Source organism: Amycolatopsis sp. NBC_01488, from assembly GCF_036227105.1.
Taxonomy (GTDB): Bacteria; Actinomycetota; Actinomycetes; order Mycobacteriales; family Pseudonocardiaceae; genus Amycolatopsis.
This window is the reverse complement of sequence record NZ_CP109434.1, coordinates 9,258,277-9,274,705: the sequence shown is the minus strand read 5'-3', so window position 1 is coordinate 9,274,705 and position 16,429 is coordinate 9,258,277. Positions and strand designations below refer to the sequence as shown.

General features: G+C 71.5%; 17 protein-coding genes. 9 read left to right on the top strand and 8 right to left on the bottom strand.

The features are described from left to right. The first annotated feature begins 9 nt into the window (after nt 1-9). Nucleotides 10-534, top strand: a complete 525-nt coding sequence (locus OG738_RS43515; RefSeq protein ID WP_329049867.1) for a GNAT family N-acetyltransferase — start codon at nt 10-12, stop codon at nt 532-534. Continuing rightward, complete coding sequence (locus OG738_RS43510; RefSeq protein WP_329049865.1) at nt 531-1,637, top strand: amidohydrolase family protein; 1,107 nt, start codon at nt 531-533, stop codon at nt 1,635-1,637. Before OG738_RS43515 ends, OG738_RS43510 begins: the two co-directional genes overlap by 4 nt. Before the next feature lie 93 nt (nt 1,638-1,730). On the opposite strand, the gene OG738_RS43505 is transcribed toward OG738_RS43510, so the two are convergent. Continuing rightward, entirely contained in the window at nt 1,731-2,582 is an 852-nt protein-coding gene (locus OG738_RS43505) for a helix-turn-helix domain-containing protein (RefSeq protein WP_329049864.1), read from the bottom strand. 171 nt (nt 2,583-2,753) lie between these two features. On the opposite strand from OG738_RS43505, the gene OG738_RS43500 reads away from it, so the two are divergent. Beyond that, entirely contained in the window at nt 2,754-3,200 is a 447-nt protein-coding gene (locus tag OG738_RS43500; RefSeq protein WP_329049863.1) for a hypothetical protein, read from the top strand. Next, complete coding sequence (locus OG738_RS43495) at nt 3,193-3,879, top strand: YoaK family protein (protein ID WP_329049862.1); 687 nt, start codon at nt 3,193-3,195, stop codon at nt 3,877-3,879. Before OG738_RS43500 ends, OG738_RS43495 begins: the two co-directional genes overlap by 8 nt. Here the strand turns inward: OG738_RS43495 and OG738_RS43490 are convergent. The 5 genes from OG738_RS43490 to OG738_RS43470 form a co-directional block, all read right to left on the bottom strand. Then, the gene (locus tag OG738_RS43490) at nt 3,833-4,570 is read right to left on the bottom strand and encodes an SDR family NAD(P)-dependent oxidoreductase (RefSeq protein ID WP_329049861.1); all 738 of its coding nucleotides are present in this window, start codon (nt 4,568-4,570) and stop codon (nt 3,833-3,835) included. The genes OG738_RS43495 and OG738_RS43490 overlap by 47 nt on opposite strands. A gap of 75 nt (nt 4,571-4,645) precedes the next feature. Continuing rightward, nucleotides 4,646-5,506 (bottom strand): amino acid ABC transporter permease, encoded by an 861-nt coding sequence (locus OG738_RS43485; RefSeq protein WP_329049860.1) that lies wholly within the window; start codon nt 5,504-5,506, stop codon nt 4,646-4,648. Then, nucleotides 5,503-6,150 carry an amino acid ABC transporter permease gene (locus OG738_RS43480; protein WP_329049859.1) on the bottom strand — a complete coding sequence of 216 codons (648 nt, stop codon included), beginning with the start codon at nt 6,148-6,150 and terminating at the stop codon, nt 5,503-5,505. The genes OG738_RS43485 and OG738_RS43480 overlap by 4 nt, the downstream gene beginning before the upstream one ends. A gap of 89 nt (nt 6,151-6,239) precedes the next feature. After that, nucleotides 6,240-7,166 carry a glutamate ABC transporter substrate-binding protein gene (locus tag OG738_RS43475; RefSeq protein ID WP_329049858.1) on the bottom strand — a complete coding sequence of 309 codons (927 nt, stop codon included), beginning with the start codon at nt 7,164-7,166 and terminating at the stop codon, nt 6,240-6,242. A gap of 55 nt (nt 7,167-7,221) precedes the next feature. Next, nucleotides 7,222-7,950 carry an amino acid ABC transporter ATP-binding protein gene (locus OG738_RS43470; protein ID WP_329057055.1) on the bottom strand — a complete coding sequence of 243 codons (729 nt, stop codon included), beginning with the start codon at nt 7,948-7,950 and terminating at the stop codon, nt 7,222-7,224. A 286-nt stretch (nt 7,951-8,236) separates the two neighbouring features. Between OG738_RS43470 and OG738_RS43465 the strand changes: the two genes are divergently transcribed. After that, nucleotides 8,237-8,911 carry a response regulator transcription factor gene (locus tag OG738_RS43465; RefSeq protein ID WP_329057053.1) on the top strand — a complete coding sequence of 225 codons (675 nt, stop codon included), beginning with the start codon at nt 8,237-8,239 and terminating at the stop codon, nt 8,909-8,911. Nucleotides 8,912-8,915: 4 nt separating this feature from the next. Next, nucleotides 8,916-10,313, top strand: a complete 1,398-nt coding sequence (locus OG738_RS43460; RefSeq protein ID WP_329049857.1) for a sensor histidine kinase — start codon at nt 8,916-8,918, stop codon at nt 10,311-10,313. On the opposite strand, the gene OG738_RS43455 is transcribed toward OG738_RS43460, so the two are convergent. After that, nucleotides 10,310-11,236: a TAXI family TRAP transporter solute-binding subunit gene (locus tag OG738_RS43455; protein ID WP_329049856.1), complete on the bottom strand. Its 927-nt coding sequence runs from the start codon at nt 11,234-11,236 to the stop codon at nt 10,310-10,312. The genes OG738_RS43460 and OG738_RS43455 overlap by 4 nt on opposite strands. A gap of 641 nt (nt 11,237-11,877) precedes the next feature. Between OG738_RS43455 and OG738_RS44840 the strand changes: the two genes are divergently transcribed. The 3 genes from OG738_RS44840 (at nt 11,878) to OG738_RS43435 (ending at nt 15,451) form a co-directional block, all read left to right on the top strand. After that, on the top strand, nt 11,878-13,239 hold the full coding sequence (locus tag OG738_RS44840; protein ID WP_442875851.1) for a beta-1,3-glucanase family protein: 1,362 nt from the start codon (nt 11,878-11,880) through the stop codon (nt 13,237-13,239). Nucleotides 13,240-13,487: 248 nt separating this feature from the next. Then, complete coding sequence (gene miaB / locus OG738_RS43440; RefSeq protein WP_329049855.1) at nt 13,488-14,981, top strand: tRNA (N6-isopentenyl adenosine(37)-C2)-methylthiotransferase MiaB; 1,494 nt, start codon at nt 13,488-13,490, stop codon at nt 14,979-14,981. Beyond that, entirely contained in the window at nt 14,978-15,451 is a 474-nt protein-coding gene (locus OG738_RS43435) for an Rv2732c family membrane protein (protein ID WP_329049854.1), read from the top strand. The genes miaB and OG738_RS43435 overlap by 4 nt, the downstream gene beginning before the upstream one ends. Here the strand turns inward: OG738_RS43435 and OG738_RS43430 are convergent. Next, entirely contained in the window at nt 15,448-15,879 is a 432-nt protein-coding gene (locus tag OG738_RS43430) for a hypothetical protein (RefSeq protein WP_329049853.1), read from the bottom strand. The two genes, OG738_RS43435 and OG738_RS43430, sit on opposite strands and share 4 nt — an antisense overlap. Nucleotides 15,880-16,429: the final 550 nt, after the last annotated feature.

The following is a 16,429-nucleotide window of genomic DNA, read 5'->3' as shown; positions in this document are numbered from 1 at the left end:
GGTGGAGGCATGGAGATCGAGCTTTTGCCGCCGTCGGCTGACCGCGCCGTGATCGAGCGGATCACGGCGCTGGTCAACCACGTCTACGCCGAGTCCGAGAAGGGCCTCTGGCAGGGGAACACCGACCGGACGTCCGCCGACGAGGTGACCGCGCTCGTGCGGGCCGGGGAGATCGCCGTCGCCTTCGTGGACGGTGACCTCGCCGGCTCGGTGCGCGTCCAGCGGCTCGACGACACGACCGGCGAGTTCGGCATGCTCGCGGCCGACCCCGCGCGACGCGGCCTCGGCATCGGGCGGGAACTGGTCCGTTTCGCCGAACAGGCGAGCCGGGACGCGGGCTGCCGCGAGATGCAGCTGGAACTGCTGGTGCCGCGCGAGTGGACGCACCCGGCCAAGCAGTTCCTCGCCCAGTGGTACGACCGGCTCGGCTACCGCGTCACCCACCGCGCCGACCTCGCCGTGGACTACCCGCACCTCGCGCCGTCGCTGGCCACGCCGTGCGACTTCCTCGTCTACCGCAAGGCGCTCGGGTGACGGTGCTCGCCGGGGCGCACGTGTTCGACCCCGAGACCGGCGAGAGGACCCGCGCGGACGTCCGGCTCGACGGCACGCGGATCGCCGAAGTCGGGCTGGGCCTCGACGGCTCGCCCGTCGACTGCTCGGGTGGGCTGCTGCTCCCCGGGCTCATCGACTGCCACGTGCACGTCGCGTTCCGGCGGTCCGAGCCGTTGCCGCGCAGCGCCCGCGTCCTCGAAGCCGTGCCGGTGTTGCGGCGGTTGCCGGCGCGGGGGATCACGACGGTCCGGGACGCCTGGGGCGCCGACGCCGGCTTCAAGCACGCGCTGGCCCAGGGCTGGATCGCCGGGCCGGACCTGCTGGTCAGCCTGCGCCAGCTGGGGCCGACCGGCGGGCTCGGCGACGTGTGGGATCCGGCCGCGGGCGCCGTCGACAACTACGGTGACCCGTCGCTACCGGACCCGCTGTTCGACGGACCGGACGCGGCCCGCGCGGCCGTCCGCCGGATGGTGCGCGCGGGCGCCGACTGGATCAAGGTCGGCGCGAGCGGCTCGATACGGGCGGTCCGCGCGGGCGTGGACGTCCGCCCGGCCGACGACGAACTCGCCGCCGTGGTCGACGAGGCCGGCCGCTGCGGCCGCGACGTCCTGGCGCACGCGCACACGGCACCGGCGGTGGTGGCAGCCGCCCGTGCGGGGGCGCGCAGCATCGAGCACGGCACCTTCCTCGACGACGCCGCCGTCACGGCCCTGGCGGACGCCTGGTACGTGCCGACGCTGTCGCCGATGAGCGACACCGAGTTCGCCGGCACGCACCGCCGTTCGCTGCGCCTCGCGGTGGAGGCGGGCGTCCGGATCGCCGCGGGCTCCGACCTGGCCCAGCGTCCCCATGTCGACTTGACGACCGAGTTGCGGTTGCTGGCCGCGGTGCTGGGCGACGCGGCCGCCCTGAAGGCAGCGACGTCCGAGGCGGCGCGGCTGCTCAGGCTCGACGACGACCGCGGCCGCGTCGAGCCGGGGCTGCGCGCGGACCTCGTGCTGCTCGACGGCACGGACCTCGACGTGACGGATCTGCCCGCCCGGGTCCGGGCAGTCTGGCACGACGGGGAACGCGTCAGCTGAGCGTGGCCCAGGCTCGGGGGACCGTGCGGTGCGCGGGCTTCGGAATGCTGCTCGACAATCCGTACCCATGGGGTTGGCGCGACGGCGGGCCGGTCAATTCGCCATGACATCGAACTCCTCGGCCAGGCGGACCAGGAACTCCCGGGACTCGCGTTCGGACAAGGCCGCCTGTTCCAGGCGCGTGCGGAGGACGTAGAAGGCTTCGACCGCCACCCGGTCGTCGACGAACAGCCCGGCGGCGAACGTCTCTTCGTAGGCCACCGGCGGGTGTTCGGCGAACTCGAGGATGGTGAACCGGCTGCCGACCAGGTGGTACGGCGGCGCGGAGGCGGGCACGACCCGGATCGTGCAGTGGGGGAGATTGGTGGCCAGCACCAGGGACTGCAGCTGTTCGTGCATCAGCGCCGGGTCGCGCAGGATTGTTCTGAGGCTGTGCTCGTAGACGAAATAGACGCAGTGGGGCGGGTTTTGCCGCTGCAGCAGCCGTTGCCGGTCGATCCTCGCCTGGACCAGCGTCTTCAGCCGATCCGTGGTGTAGCGCCCGGACAGCTCGTAGATGCTGCGCACGTAGTCCTCGGTCTGGAGCATGCCGGGCAGCGCCGCCGGGCTGTTCGAGATCACCGTGGTTGCCAGGTTTTCTTGGATGATCAGGGATTTCATCGGGTCGACGAGCTTGTCGAAGTACGGCCGGACCCAGTACAGCTCACTCGGCGGCCGGGTCAGGTGCAGCAGCCGCTCGCGCTCGGGCGCTTCGGTGCCGCAGTGCGCGAGGTAGATCGCCAAGTCGATCGGCGAGATGCGCCTGCCGTTCTCCCAGCCGGACACCTTCGACGCCGACCAGTGGGCGCGCCGGGCCACCTCGCGCAGTGACATCTGTTTCGCCTCGCGCTGGGACTTCAACTCGAAGCCCATCTCCCGCGTGCGCACGGTGCTCTTTTCGGTCATGCCCGCACGTTAAAGGCAACCACCGACAAAACGGCTCCTGCCGCGCAGGGGTTCACCGGAACGGATGTTGCTGTTCTGGCTGTGCGACAACGGATTCCGCTCGCGAAGCGCTGCGAAACAGCTTCGCAGAATGAAGCGCGCTTCGCGCGTTGGTAAGCCAGACTGGCATTCATGACGTCCTTTCCGGAATCGAACCGAGCCGCCGGTTCTACGCCGAAGCGGTCGCGCCGGCCGTCGGCGGTCCGCACGCTGCCGCGCTGGTCGGGCCCGGCTTCGAAGTCCTGGGCTTCGACCCGCGCCACCCCGGCGTGCGCGACCCGGGCTGCCCGCCGCCGCGCTGACCCGCACCTCACCGGCGCCCTCGCAGCGACGAACTGGCGGGAGCGCGAACGGCACCTCGTCGCGGCCTGCGAATACCTCGCCGAGTCGCACAACGCGCTCGGCTTCACCGACCCGATCGAACCCCGGGTGATCCACGCCGAGCGGTTCGGGACGTCGCTGCTCGCCGGGTCGCCGATCCGGCTGCCGGTCGGCTCGATCGACCGGTTCGCCGACAGCACCGACGCGCTCGGACACCGCGCGCCGACCCGCGCGGTGGTTGACTGCCTGCATGGCTGAACCGAAACCGCGCGACCTGGCCGCGCTGCTGCTGACGCTGACCGTCGTGACCGGGGTCGTCGACGCCGTCAGCTTCCTCGGGCTGGGCCGGGTGTTCGTGGCCAACATGACCGGCAACGTCGTGTTCCTCGGATTCGCGGCGGCGGGGGAGACGACGCTTTCGGTGATTGCGTCGCTGACCGCGGTGCTGGCTTTCCTGGCGGGCGCGCTCGCCGGCGGGCGGCTGGCCCGCCGGGACGACTACGACGCCCTCCGCCAAGCGACCGCGGTCCAAGCGGCGCTGGTGGCGGTGGCGGTGGTGCTGTCGGCGACGCTCGGCGCCGGCCCGCGGCTGGGCAGCGAGCTGCTGATCGTCGTGCTGGGCGTGGCGATGGGCCTGCAGAACGCGACGGTCCGCCGGATCGGCGCGCCCGACCTGACGACGACGGTACTGACGATGACGCTGACGGGCTTCGCGGCGGACTCGAAGGCGGCCGGCGGCGCGGGGTCGCATCCGGTGCGGAAGGTCGCGGCCGTGGGCGCGATGCTGGTGGGTGCCTTCGTGGGCGGGCTGCTCCAGCTGCACGTCGCGATGTGGACGGCGCTGGCGTCGGCCCTGGTGCTGATCCTCGGCGTGCTGGTGGTGTTGCAGGTCAACCGAGGGCGCGACCGCCGTCCACCAGCAGTCGCTGACCGGTGACGAATCCGGCTTCCTCCGACGCGAAGAAGCTCACCGCCGCCGCGATGTCGTCCGGGGTGCCCAGGCGCCCCGCCGGGACCGAGGCCCGGTAGTCCTCGCGCTCCGCGGCCGGGACCTCCGCGTGGCGCTCCACCGGGACGAACCCCGGCGCGACCGTGTTCACCGTGATGCCGTCCGGGGCCAGCTCGCGCGCCCACGCGCGGGTCAGGCCGATCTGGGCGCTCTTCGCCGTCGCGTACGCCGAGCGGCCGGGTGGCGGGCGGTCCGCCACCTCCGAGTCGACGTGCACGATGCGGCCGTACCCGCGGGCGCGCATCCCCGGCAGCACCGCGTGCCCGAGCAGCACCGGCGAGCGGACGAAGAAGTCCAGCTGCGCCAGGTGGTCCGGCCAGTCCACTTGCGACACCGGGGCCTCCGGCTGCGGGCCGGTCGCGTTGAGGACCAGGACGGTGATCGGGCCCAGCAACGCCGTGACGGCGTCGACCAGCTCGCCGACCTGCCGCCGGTCGGTCACGTCCGCGGCGAACGCCGCCGCCCGGCCACCTTCGGCGAGGATGCCCTCGGCGGACGTCTTGAGGTCGGTGTCGTCGTGGTGGCCGTTGACCGCGACGGCGAACCCGTCGCGCGCCAGTCTCCGCGCGATCACCCGGCCGAGGCCGCGGGAGCTGCCGGTCACCAGTGCGACACCCATGCGCCCGACGCTAGGGGAGACCCCCGGACAGGACAAGGCCCCCGGGACGGATCCCGGGGGCCTCGAACGGGTGACTCAGGCGGAAGCGGCGACGGCTTCCTGCACCGCCGTCGGGGGCGTGCCCAGTACCTTCTTGCTGCGCCGGTTGCGCCGCTCCAGGTACGTCGCCAGCGCCGTCAGCAGCAGGCACATCGCGACGTAGATGCCGGTCGCCACGATCGTCGACGGCACGATCGGCCGCCCGAACGTGCCCTGCGAGCCGATGTACCGCGCGTAGTACAGCAGCTCCTGGAACGTGATGATGAAGCCGAGCGCGGTGTCCTTGAGCAGCACGACGAGCTGGCTGATGATCGTCGGCAGCATCGCCCGGATCGCCTGCGGCAGCAGCACCAGGAACATGACTTGCGTCTTGCGCATGCCCAGCGCGTACGCGGCTTCGCTCTGGCCCTTCGGCAGCGATTGGATGCCCGCGCGGAAGACCTCCGCGAGCACCGAGCCGTTGTACAGCGTCAAGCCGAACACCACGCCGAGGAACGGCGTCGTCGGCACGCCGACCGTGGGCAGGCCGAAGTAGAACAGGAACATCAGGATCAGCGCGGGGATGGCGCGGAAGAACTCCACGACGAACCCGGCGATCCCGCGGATCCACGCGTGGTCGGACAGCCGGCCGGCCGCGAAGACCGCGCCGAAGATCAGCGCGAGCACGGCCGCGGCCGCGAACGCCTCGAGGGTCTGCAGCACCGCGTTGGCGAGATCGCTCTGGACCTGCGCGTACTCCAGCCACTCCCACTTGCGGGCGGTGAACTGGCCGCTGTCGTAGAAGCGCCACCCGATGTAGGCGATGAACGCGACGACCACGACGATGCCGACGACGGCGTAGCCGCGGTACCGCAGCCGTGCCTTCGGGCCCGGGACGTCGAACAGGACGTTGCTCATCGGGCGACGCTCCAGCGCTTCTCCAGGCTGCGTTGGACGAACGACAGCACGGCGACGAGGATGATGAAGCCGAGCGCGACCCACAGCAGGCCGACCAGCTGGTTCTCGCCGCGTTCGGACAGGTACGAGCGGATCGCGCCGGCCTCGGCGACGGAGAAACCGGCGGCGATGGTGGTGTTCTTCAGCAGCGCGATCAAGGTGCTGATCAGCGGCGGCACGACCGAGCGCAGCGCCTGCGGCAGCACGACCTGGCCGAGGATCTGCCCGAAGGTCAGGCCCAGCGCCCGGCCCGCTTCGGCCTGGCCGACCGGCACCGTGTTGATGCCCGAGCGCACCACCTCGCAGATGAACGCCGAGGTGTAGACGGTCAGCGCGATCACCGCGGCCGGGAAGTAGTCGACCTTGACGATGTCGAGCAGCGGGTACGCGAACACGAAGAACGCGAACACCAGCGTGAGCGGGGTGTTCCGGGCGATCGTCACGTACGCCGTGCCGACGGCGCGGAAGACGGGCACCGGGCTCACCCGCAGCATCGCCAGGATCGTGCCCCAGATCAGGCTGCCGACGGCGGAGAGCACGAACAGTTCGATCGTGCGGAGGAAGAACGGACCGAACAGGTCCAGGTTGTCGAGCAGGACGTTCATGGAGCCTTCCCCGCGGCCGTGGTCAGGTGAAGTGGTGGATGAGGAAGGCCGGTGGACCGGGAAACCCGATCCACCGGCCTCGTGTCACGTCAGTACTTCTCGAGGGTCGGCTTCTTGGCCGGCGAACCGGACTTGCCGAGCGTCGCGGCGTAGATCTTGTCCCAGGTGCCGTCGTCCAGCGCCTTCTGCAGGATCTCGTTGACCTTGTCGCGCAGGACCTTGTCGTCCTTGTTCAGGCCGATGCCGTACTTCTCCGTGGAGAACGTCTGGCCGACGACCTTCAGGTTGTCCGGGTCCTGGGCCGCGTAGCCCTTGAGGATCGCGTCGTCGGTCGTGACCGCGTCGACGTCCTTCGACAGGAGCTTCTCCACGCACTGCGAGTACTTCTGGAACTCGACGATGTTGCCGGGCTCGGTCAGGTTGTCCTGGCGGACCTTCTGGATCGGGGTCGAGCCGGTGACCGAGCAGACCTTCTTGCCCTTGAGGGTGTCCTTGCCGGTGATCGACGTGTCGTCCTTGCGCACCAGGAGGTCCTGGCCCGCGAGGAAGTACGGCCCGGCGAAGGAGACCAGCGCCTTGCGCTTGTCGGTGATCGAGTAGGTGCCGACGTAGTAGTTCACGTCGCCGTTCGCGATCGTCTGCTCGCGGGCGCCGGAGTCGACCGTGCGGAAGGTGATCTTCGACGGGTCGAAGCCGAGGCCGGCCGAAACCAGCCGCGCGATCTCGATGTCGAAGCCCTCGAACTTGCCGGTCGTCGGGTCCTTCTGGCCGAGGCCGGGCTGGTCGTCCTTGGCGCCGACGGTCAGCGCGCCCGCCGCCTTCATCTTGGCGAACACCGGGGAGCCGGCCAGGTCGACGCCCGTTGCGACCGGGTAGGTCGGCAGTGCGGCGGCGCTCGAGCCGTTCTGGTCACCCGAGCCGGGCGAGGCCGGCGTGCCTTCCTTGCCGCAGGCGGTCAGCGTGGTCAGCGTCAGACCACCGACGAGCAGTCCCACCGCGAGGGTGCGGATCCTCATGTGAATCTCTCCTGTGTGTCGTCACCCGCGACGCGAACGGCGGCGCGGAACGTATTCAGTGGGTCAGGATCTTGCCGAGGAAGTCCTTCGCGCGCTCGCTCTTGGGCGCGGTGAAGAACGCTTCCGGGGTCGTGTCCTCGACGATCTCGCCGTCGGCCATGAAGATCACCCGATCGGCTGCCCGGCGGGCGAAGCCCATCTCGTGGGTGACGACCAGCATCGTCATGCCGTCCTTGGCCAGGCCGGTCATGACGTCGAGGACCTCCTGGACCATCTCCGGGTCCAGCGCCGAGGTCGGCTCGTCGAACAGCATGACCTTGGGCCGCATGGCCAGCGCCCGCGCGATCGCGACGCGCTGCTGCTGGCCGCCCGAAAGCTGCGCCGGGTACTTGTCGGCCTGGTTGGCGATGCCGACGCGCTCCAGCAGCTCCATCGCCGTCTTGCGAGCTTCTTCCTTCGAAGCCTTGCGGACCTTCATCGGCGCGAGCATGACGTTTTCGACGATCGTCTTGTGCGCGAAGAGGTTGAACGACTGGAACACCATGCCGACGTCGGCGCGCAGGGCCGCCAGGGCCTTGCCCTCCGCGGGCAGCGGGACGCCGTCGACGGCGATCTCGCCCGAGTTGATCGGTTCGAGCCGGTTGATCGCCCGGCACAGGGTCGACTTGCCCGACCCCGACGGACCCAGCACCACCACCACCTGGCCGCGAGGCACCTCGAGCGTGATCTCCCTGAGCACGTGCAGGTCGCCGAAGTACTTGTTCACGGCGGACGCCTTGATCATCGGCGCCGCCACCTCCGCGGTCATCTGGCCTCCAGGGTCGTTCGAATGCGGCGTGGGTCACCACGCGATGGCGAGAACCTACCGTTGCTTTACCGGCTCGCAAGGCGGCTTGAGCAATACTTAGGGTTTCAACTGCGTATCGATGTCCATTTTGGGGGTATCGGGGTCGGTGTCGCAGAATGGTCACCGAGCGTCACCGTGCGGGTGGCCCGTGCGGCCGGCGACGCGACGTCCTAGAGTTCGGCGCTACCGGCCGGTGAAGCAGGTCACCATGGGAGGCGGACGGGTGCGGGTGCTGCTGGTGGAGGACGACGACCGGGTCGCGGGCGCGCTCATCCCGGCGCTGACCCGCCGTGGCCTGGCGATCGCCCGGCTGGCGACCGGCGCCGGCGTGCTCGAGCGCGTCCACGAGGTCGACGTCATCCTGCTCGACCTCGGCCTGCCGGACATCGACGGCGTGACCCTCTGCACGCAGATCCGGGCGGTCAGCGACGTCGCGATCATCGTCGTGTCGGCCCGGGGCGAGGTCGACGACCGGATCCGCGGCCTGCGCGCGGGCGCCGACGACTACCTGGTCAAGCCCTACGACGTCGAGGAGCTGCTCGCCCGGGTCGAGGCGGTGCGCCGGCGGCGCCCGGAGCACGCCGTCACCGAGCCGGTCGTCATCAAGGTGGGTGATGTCAGCGTCGACCTGGCCCGGCACGAGGTGCTGGTCGACGGGCGCGCGATCGCGTTGTCCCGCAAGGAGTTCCAGGTGCTCGCCCTCGTGGCGGGCGCGCGTGGCGCGGTGTGCTCGCGCGAGCACGTGCTCACCGAGGTGTGGGGGCACCGGGGTCCCGCGGAGAGCCGGTCGCTGGACGTCCACGTCGCGACGCTGCGGACGAAGCTGGGCCGCCCGGCGCTGATCGAGACGGTCCGCGGGGTCGGCTACCGGCTCGGCGGCCAGGCCGCCCGGAGCTGACGGCGTGCGCGTCCGGCTGCAGGGCATCGTGCTGACGCTGGTGGCGCTGCTGGTGTTCGGCCTCGGCGTCCCGCTGGCCATCTCGATCGCCGCGGGTGCGCAGCAGGACCTGTTCCTCGACCGCCTCACCGACACCGCCCGGTTCGCGTCGCTGGCGCAGCGCCCGCTGCTGGACAACAAGCCCTACCTGCTCGAGCCCGACGTGCGCCGCTACACCGAGGTCTACGGCGTCCAGGTCGTCGTCGTCAACCAGGACGGGAGCCCGGTCGTCACCTCGCTCGGCCCGGCCGCCGCGCGGATCGACCTCAAGGACGTGCGGATCAGCGACCCCGTCCACGAGGCGCTGGCCGGCCGCCGGTCGCAGCCCGCCGGCGTGCTGATGCCGTGGGATTCGACGCCGCTGGTGCTCGCCGAGCCGGTGCTCGCCGACGGCGAGGTGCGCGGGGCGGTGCTCACCGTGTCCGCCACCGACTCCGAGCGCGCCGCCGTGCTGTGGTGGTGGCTCCTGCTCGCCGCGGGCGGGATCCTCGCGTTCGTGCTGGCGCTGGCCGTGGCGATCCCGGTGGTGCGGTGGATCCTCAAGCCGGTGAAGCGGCTCGACGACGCGACCGGTGCGCTGGTGGCGTCGGTGGTCAGCGGGCGGGAGGCCGAGCCGGTGGGGGAGGGCGGCGGGCCGCCGGAGCTGCGGCAGCTCGGGCGCTCCTTCGACCGGATGGCCGAGAGCGTGTCGGGCGCGCTGGCCGCCCAGCGCGCGTTCGTCGCGGACGCCTCGCACCAGCTGCGGAACCCGTTGACGGCGTTGAAGATCCGGCTCGGGAACCTCGACGGCCACGTCGACGACGAGCCGGCCGCCGCCGACCTGGAGGCCGCCCGGGTCGACGCCGGGCGGCTGCACCAGATCCTGGACGGCCTGCTTTCGATGGCTCGCGCCGAGGCGTCCGGGGGCGAGCTGGACCCGGTGGTGCTGGACGAGGCCGTCGCCGAGCGGGTCGCCGACTGGTCGGTGGTCGGCGAGGCGCGGGACGTGCGGCTGGTCGTCGACGCGGCGGGGGACGGCGCCCGCGTCCGCATGCCACCGCGCGGCGCCGAGACGATCCTCGACGCGCTGCTCGACAACGCGCTCAAGTTCACCGCGGCCGGCACCGAGATCCGGGTCGCTGTCGAGCGCGACGGCGACCGGGTCCGCCTGTCGGTGCGCGACCACGGGCCGGGGCTGCCGCCCGACGAGCTCGACCGCGCGCTGGACCGGTTCTGGCGCAGCCCGGCGCACCAGAACGTGCCGGGGTCGGGGCTGGGCCTGGCGATCGTGTCCGAACTGACCGCGCACTCCGACGGCGAGCTGGCGCTGGACCTGCCCGAGGGCGGCGGCCTGCGCGTCACGATGACGTTCCCGGCAGCCTAGGCCTTCTTCGCCCGGTAATAGCGCAGCGCGCCGGGGTGCAGCGGGATCGGCTGGGTCTCGATGCCCGGGTGGACGTCGATCGACAGCGCCGCCGGATTGGCCGTCGCGAGCTGCTGGCGGGCGTCGAACAGGCCGCGGACCAGCGCTTCGGCGACGTCGTCGCTCATCGACGTCGGGACGACCAGGAAGTTCGGCACCAGCAGCGTGGTCACCGGCCCCGGCTGGTTGTAGGTGCTCGCCGGGATGGACGCGGTGCCGTAGACCTGGTTGAGCTCCTGCATCTTCGGCATCACGTCGGCGATGTCGAGCAGGCGCAGGGACTGCTTGTCGTTGTACCCGGCCAGCACGGGCGTCGGCAGGCCGCCGGACCAGAAGAACGCGTCGATGTCGCCGTTCAGCAGCGCCTTGACCGAGTCGTCGAGCCCGTGGGCGCTGGTGGTGACCGCTCCGGTGAGCCCGGTCGCCTCCAGCAGCCTGCTGGCGATGTACTCGACACCCGACGACGGCGAGCCGGTCGCGATCTTGTGGCCCCGCAGCTGCTCGACGGTCCGGATGTCGGAGTCGGTGCGCACGACGATGTGCAGGTAGTCGTCGTGGATCCGGGCGAGGGTGGCCAGCCGCGGGTCGCGCTTGTAGCGGTCGGCGGCCACGTCCGCGGCGACGAACGCGACGTCGGCCTGCCCGGCGAGCACCTTGTCGAGGTTGTCCGGCGAGCCCTGGGTCTGCAGCACGGTGGGCCGTTCGATGTCCAGGCCCGCGGCCCACGCCGTGGCCAGGGTCTGGGCGAGCTTGTCGTAGACGCCGCCGGGGTTGCCCGCGGCGATCCGCAGCTTCAGGTCGCCGAAGCCGGCGCTGCAGGAGGCCAGCACCAGGAGCAGGGCAGCCGCCAGCGCGAGCGCTCGCCCCCGCCGCGTCGTGGCCACCGCCCGATCGTGCCAGATCGGGCGGCCCGGTGGTGGGCGACCGGCAATCCGGGCACTGTCCGGCGGACGGAGGGAGTGCGGCAGGGACGTCGTGGTCGTGCGAGCCGGCGGGGTCGAGCGCGGCGCGCCGGGCCGGCGCGGAAGTCACGGCGTCGGAGGCGGACGACGACGTCGGCGGCCGGGTGCGCACCGACGTCGCCGACGGGTGGTGGCGACCGACGGCGACACGGACGCGCCGGGCGGGCACGCGGCGACGACTTTCTACTACCACGCTGCGGCGAGCCCGCTGCGGTCGCCGACCCTGCTCGTCGACGGCCACTGCGCTGACACGGCCGCTGACACTTGCGGCGCGCGACGGGGGACGCGCGCAGGGCACCGCTGAACATGGCTGACTCCAGGGAAGCCGGCCCCTGGGCGGGTGGCGGCGCCACGCAGAGGGTCGAGGTGAAACCGGTTCCGAGGATCGCTCCGAAGCGCCGAACTGTCAAGGGTTGACAGGCCGGGGCCGGTGGTATGAACCTTTTCCCCATCGTCCCCGGCCGGCCCTCGAGGGCATCCGCCCGGCGCTCGGGGGACGAGCCGGACGACGCCGTCCCCTGACCGGCGGCGGGTCCGCCCACTTCCCCGGCCAGGGAGGAACCATGCCCTCGAACACCCTGCCGCGGCGTCTTCGCCGCGGACCCGGCACCCGCTTGGCGACGCTGGCGGCGGCCCTCGCGGTCGCCGTGCTCGGCTTCACCGCACCGTCGGCCCACGCGGCGGACACCCTGATCTCGCAAGGAAAACCCGCCACCGCGTCGTCGGTGGAGAACGCCGGAACGCCCGCGAGCGCCGCGGTGGACGGCAGCACCGGCACCCGCTGGTCCTCGCAGTTCAGCGATCCACAATGGATCCAGGTCGACCTCGGCGGGGCCGCGACGGTCAGCCGGGTCGTGCTGAACTGGGAGGCCGCCTACGCCACGGCGTACCAGATCCAGCTGTCCGGCAACGGTTCCACGTGGTCCACTGTGTACCAGACGACGACCGGCACCGGCGGCACGCAGACGCTGAACGTGACCGGCTCGGGGCGGTACGTCCGGCTCTACGCGACCGCGCGGGCCACCCCGTACGGCGTCTCGCTGTGGGAGTTCCAGGTGTACGGCACCGGCGGCGGGACCACGCCGCCCGGCGCGGGTGTCCCGCCCGACTCGTTCTGGGGCGACACCGCGAGCATCCCGGCCGCGCACAACGTGCTCACCGTGAAGGTGCTCAACCGCACCAACGGCAAGTACCCGGACAGCCAGGTGTACTGGAACTTCGGCGGCCAGACGCACTCGATCGCCGAGCAGCCCTACATCGACATGCCCGCCAACTCCGCCGGCCGGATGTACTTCTACCTCGGCACCCCGAACGGCCAGTACGCCGACTTCATCGAGTTCACCGTCGGCCCGGACGTGTTCAACGGCAACACCACCCGGGTGGACGCGTTCGCGCTGAAGCTGGCCATGCGGCTGCACGCGCACGACGGCTACGACGTCCAGGTCGGCGACGACTACGGGACCTTCCAGGAGGACCGCTCGGCCACGTTCGCGAAGTTCCAGGCCGAGGTGCCCACGGAGTTCAAGGGCCTGGCGACGGTGAACGCGCCGTACCGGATCCCGGCCCCGGGCAGCGCCCCGGACTTCCGCGCGGGCGGGAAGTACGCGAACTACTTCACCGCCTACGCGCAGTCGGTGGGCGTCAACGAGCCGACGTCGAACATCACCGGCTGTGCCGGTTCACTGGCCGGGAACCCGGACATGTGCGCGGCGCTGAACCGCCACACGGCGCAGCTCCCGCAGTCGCAGTGGCAGGACCCGGCGAACTACTACAAGGCCGCCCCGGCGAACTACTACGCGAAGTTCTGGCATGACCACGGCATCAACCACCTGGCGTACGGCTTCCCGTACGACGACGTGGCCGGCCAGTCCTCGTTCGTCTCCCACGGCAACCCGCAGTGGCTGGAGGTCGCCGTCGGCTGGTGACGACTCCGCGGCCTGCCCTCGCGGGGTGCGCACGACCCGCGAGGGCAGGCCCGCGCACAACCTGGATCCGGCGGCTCGGCCGGGAGACCGCTCGACCTGACCGTGCTGGACGGCACACAGGTCAGGCGGGCGTCAGCGATGGCTTCGGGCGGGCTTCCCAGCCCAGGTACGCAGCGACCCGCCGCCAGGAGGAACAAGCAGGTAGGCGGCGGCTTTGCCTGCTCAGGGGAGGGCTACCCTGAAGAGCGATGACCGAGAACCAGGCACCCAGGGCGTACCAGATCCGCACCTTCGGCTGCCAGATGAACGTGCACGACTCGGAGCGGCTCGCCGGGCAGCTCGAGGATGCCGGGTACACCCCCGTCGAGGACGGGGCGAAGCCCGATCTGATCGTGTTCAACACCTGCGCCGTCCGGGAGAACGCGGACAACAAGCTCTACGGCACCCTCGGGCACCTTCGTCCCGACAAGGTCGCCAACCCCGATCTGCAGATCGCCGTCGGCGGGTGCCTGGCGCAGAAGGACCGCGGGGAGATCGTCAAGCGGGCTCCCTGGGTCGACGTCGTCTTCGGGACGCACAACATCGGGTCGCTGCCGACGCTGCTGGAGCGCGCCCGGCACAACGCCGAGGCCGAGGTCGAGATCCTCGAGTCGCTCGAGACCTTTCCCTCGACGCTGCCCGCGCGCCGCGAATCGTCCTATGCGAGCTGGGTGTCCGTTTCGGTCGGGTGCAACAATACCTGCACCTTCTGCATCGTGCCCGCGCTGCGTGGCAAGGAACGCGACCGGCGGCCGGGGGAGATCCTCGCCGAGGTCGAGGCGCTCGTCGCCGAGGGCGTGCTCGAAGTCACGCTGCTCGGCCAGAACGTGAACTCCTACGGCGTCGAATTCGGCGACCGGCTGGCCTTCGGGAAGCTGCTGCGCGCCTGCGGCACCATCGACGGTCTGGAGCGCGTGCGCTTCACCTCGCCGCACCCGGCCGCGTTCACCTCCGACGTCATCGAGGCGATGGCCGGGACGCCGAACGTCTGCCACCAGCTGCACATGCCGCTGCAGTCCGGCTCCGATCGGGTGCTGCGCGAGATGAAGCGGTCCTACCGCTCGGCGCGCTTCCTGAAGATCCTCGACGAGGTCCGCGCGGCGATGCCGGACGCGGCGATCACCACCGACATCATCGTCGGCTTCCCCGGCGAGACCGAGGAGGACTTCCAGGCGACCCTGGACGTCGTCGAGCAGGCGCGGTTCTCCAGCGCGTTCACCTTCCAGTACTCGATCCGCCCCGGCACGCCGGCCGCGACGATGCCGGACCAGCTGCCCAAGGCCGTCGTGCAGGAGCGCTACGACCGCCTGGTCGAGCTGCAGAACGCGATCTCCTGGGAAGAGAACAAGAAGATCGTCGGCCGCCGGGTCGAGCTGCTCGTCGCCGCGGGCGAAGGCCGCAAGGACGCCGAGACGCACCGGATGAGCGGCCGCGCTCGCGACGGGCGCCTGGTGCACTTCACGCCGGCCGGTCCGCAGGTCGACCGCGCGGTCCGGCCCGGCGACGTCGTCGAGACGATCGTGACCTACGGTGCCCCGCACCACCTGGTCGCCGACGGCGACCTGCTGTCCCACCGGCGGACGCGCGCCGGCGACAACGCGGAGGCGGGGCTCCGGCCGAAGACGAGCGGCGTCACGCTGGGCTTGCCGGGCTTCGGTGCCCCGGCCGCGCAGCTCGAGCCGGTGAGCGGGTGTGCGCTGTGACGGAGTCCAAGGGCAACGGCGAGCTGGCCGAGCTGGCCGCCGAGATCGACGAGGTCGGCGACCGCGCGTCCCGCACGGTGGAGCTGGGCCGGCGCGGGTTCACCATCGCCGTGTTCACGTTCGTGCTGCTGATCTGCCTGCTCCTGCCGTGGGTCGGCGAGCACGCCGGCTGGCAGGTGCTGGCCGGCGAGGGCGGCGGCATCCCGCAGCTGTTCGCGGCGACGTCGACCGGCGTCGGCATCCTCGCCTCGGCGCTCGCGCTGGTGACGCGCCGGTGGTGGCTGGCCTGGGTGTGCGCCGCCGGCGGCTGGTTCGCTTCGGTGGACGGGCTGCTGGCCATCTGGTCGCAGCAGTCGTCGCACGCCAGCGGAGCCGCGGGCGGCGGACCCGGGTACGGCCTGATCATCGCCTGGGTCGCGATGATCTGCCTGGCGGCGCAGTGGATGCGGACGGCGTTCTCGCGGTCCTAGATCACCACGAGGCCGATCACGTTCGAGACGACGCCGACGTAGAGGTCGGTTTCCGGGTGGTAGACCCGCAGCGACAGGCTGGCCCGGACGCTGAAGCTCAGGCTGAACACGAAGTTCCCGTTCGGCCGGCAGGTGCCGGTGGTGAGGTCCACCCAGACGCCGGCCTGGAGCCGCTGGACGATCACCGGCTCGCCGCCGGTGACGCTCTCCTGCCCGCCCAGGTCGGCGAACGAGCCCTTGATCTTCGTCTCTTCGCCGACCTTGACGCGGGTCTTGTCGGCCTTCGCTTCGAGCTTGGCCTGGTGCTTTTTGTGCCCTTGAACGGCGGCGGGGGCCGGACCCGTCGCCGCCAGCGCGACGACCGGGGCGGCGAGCGCGACGGTGCAGGCGATGACCAGTGCGGACACGAGGTTCGATGTCTTGCTCATGATCGAAGTGGAGCACCGCCGGCCGCGGAAAGCGCCCGAAGACCCCCGGCCGTGCAGCCCGTCACACCGCTTCGGGTGACGCGTTAACCGTCCGATAACCCCTCGCCGGAGCGGCGTCGGCGCAAGGCTGGGACATCGTTCACCTCGCCCGAGGCCGGGAAAGAGTCGCCCACGACGTTCGGGCCGCTGTCGGCGAAGGCGCGGCCGAGACGTTGCCCCGGTCCCGCCGGCCGAGCAGAGCCGGCCGAGCAGAGCCGGCCGAGCAGAGCCGGCCGAGCAGAGCCGGCCGAGCAGAGCCGGCCGAGCAGAGCCGGCCGAGCAGAGCCGGCCGAGCAGAGCCGGCCGAGCAGAGCCGGCCGAGCAGAGCCGGCCGAGCAGAGCCGGCCGAGCAGAGCCGGCCGAGCAGAGCCCGCCCTCCCTGGGGGAGCCCCCGCTTTCAGCGTATCGGCGCCCACCGACGGAACCGCCCGGAATCAGCCCCGCGCGGCCGGCTTGTCCACATCACGGCGGCGCTGTGGACAAGACGACCGAAGGCCCCCTCGCCGCAGCG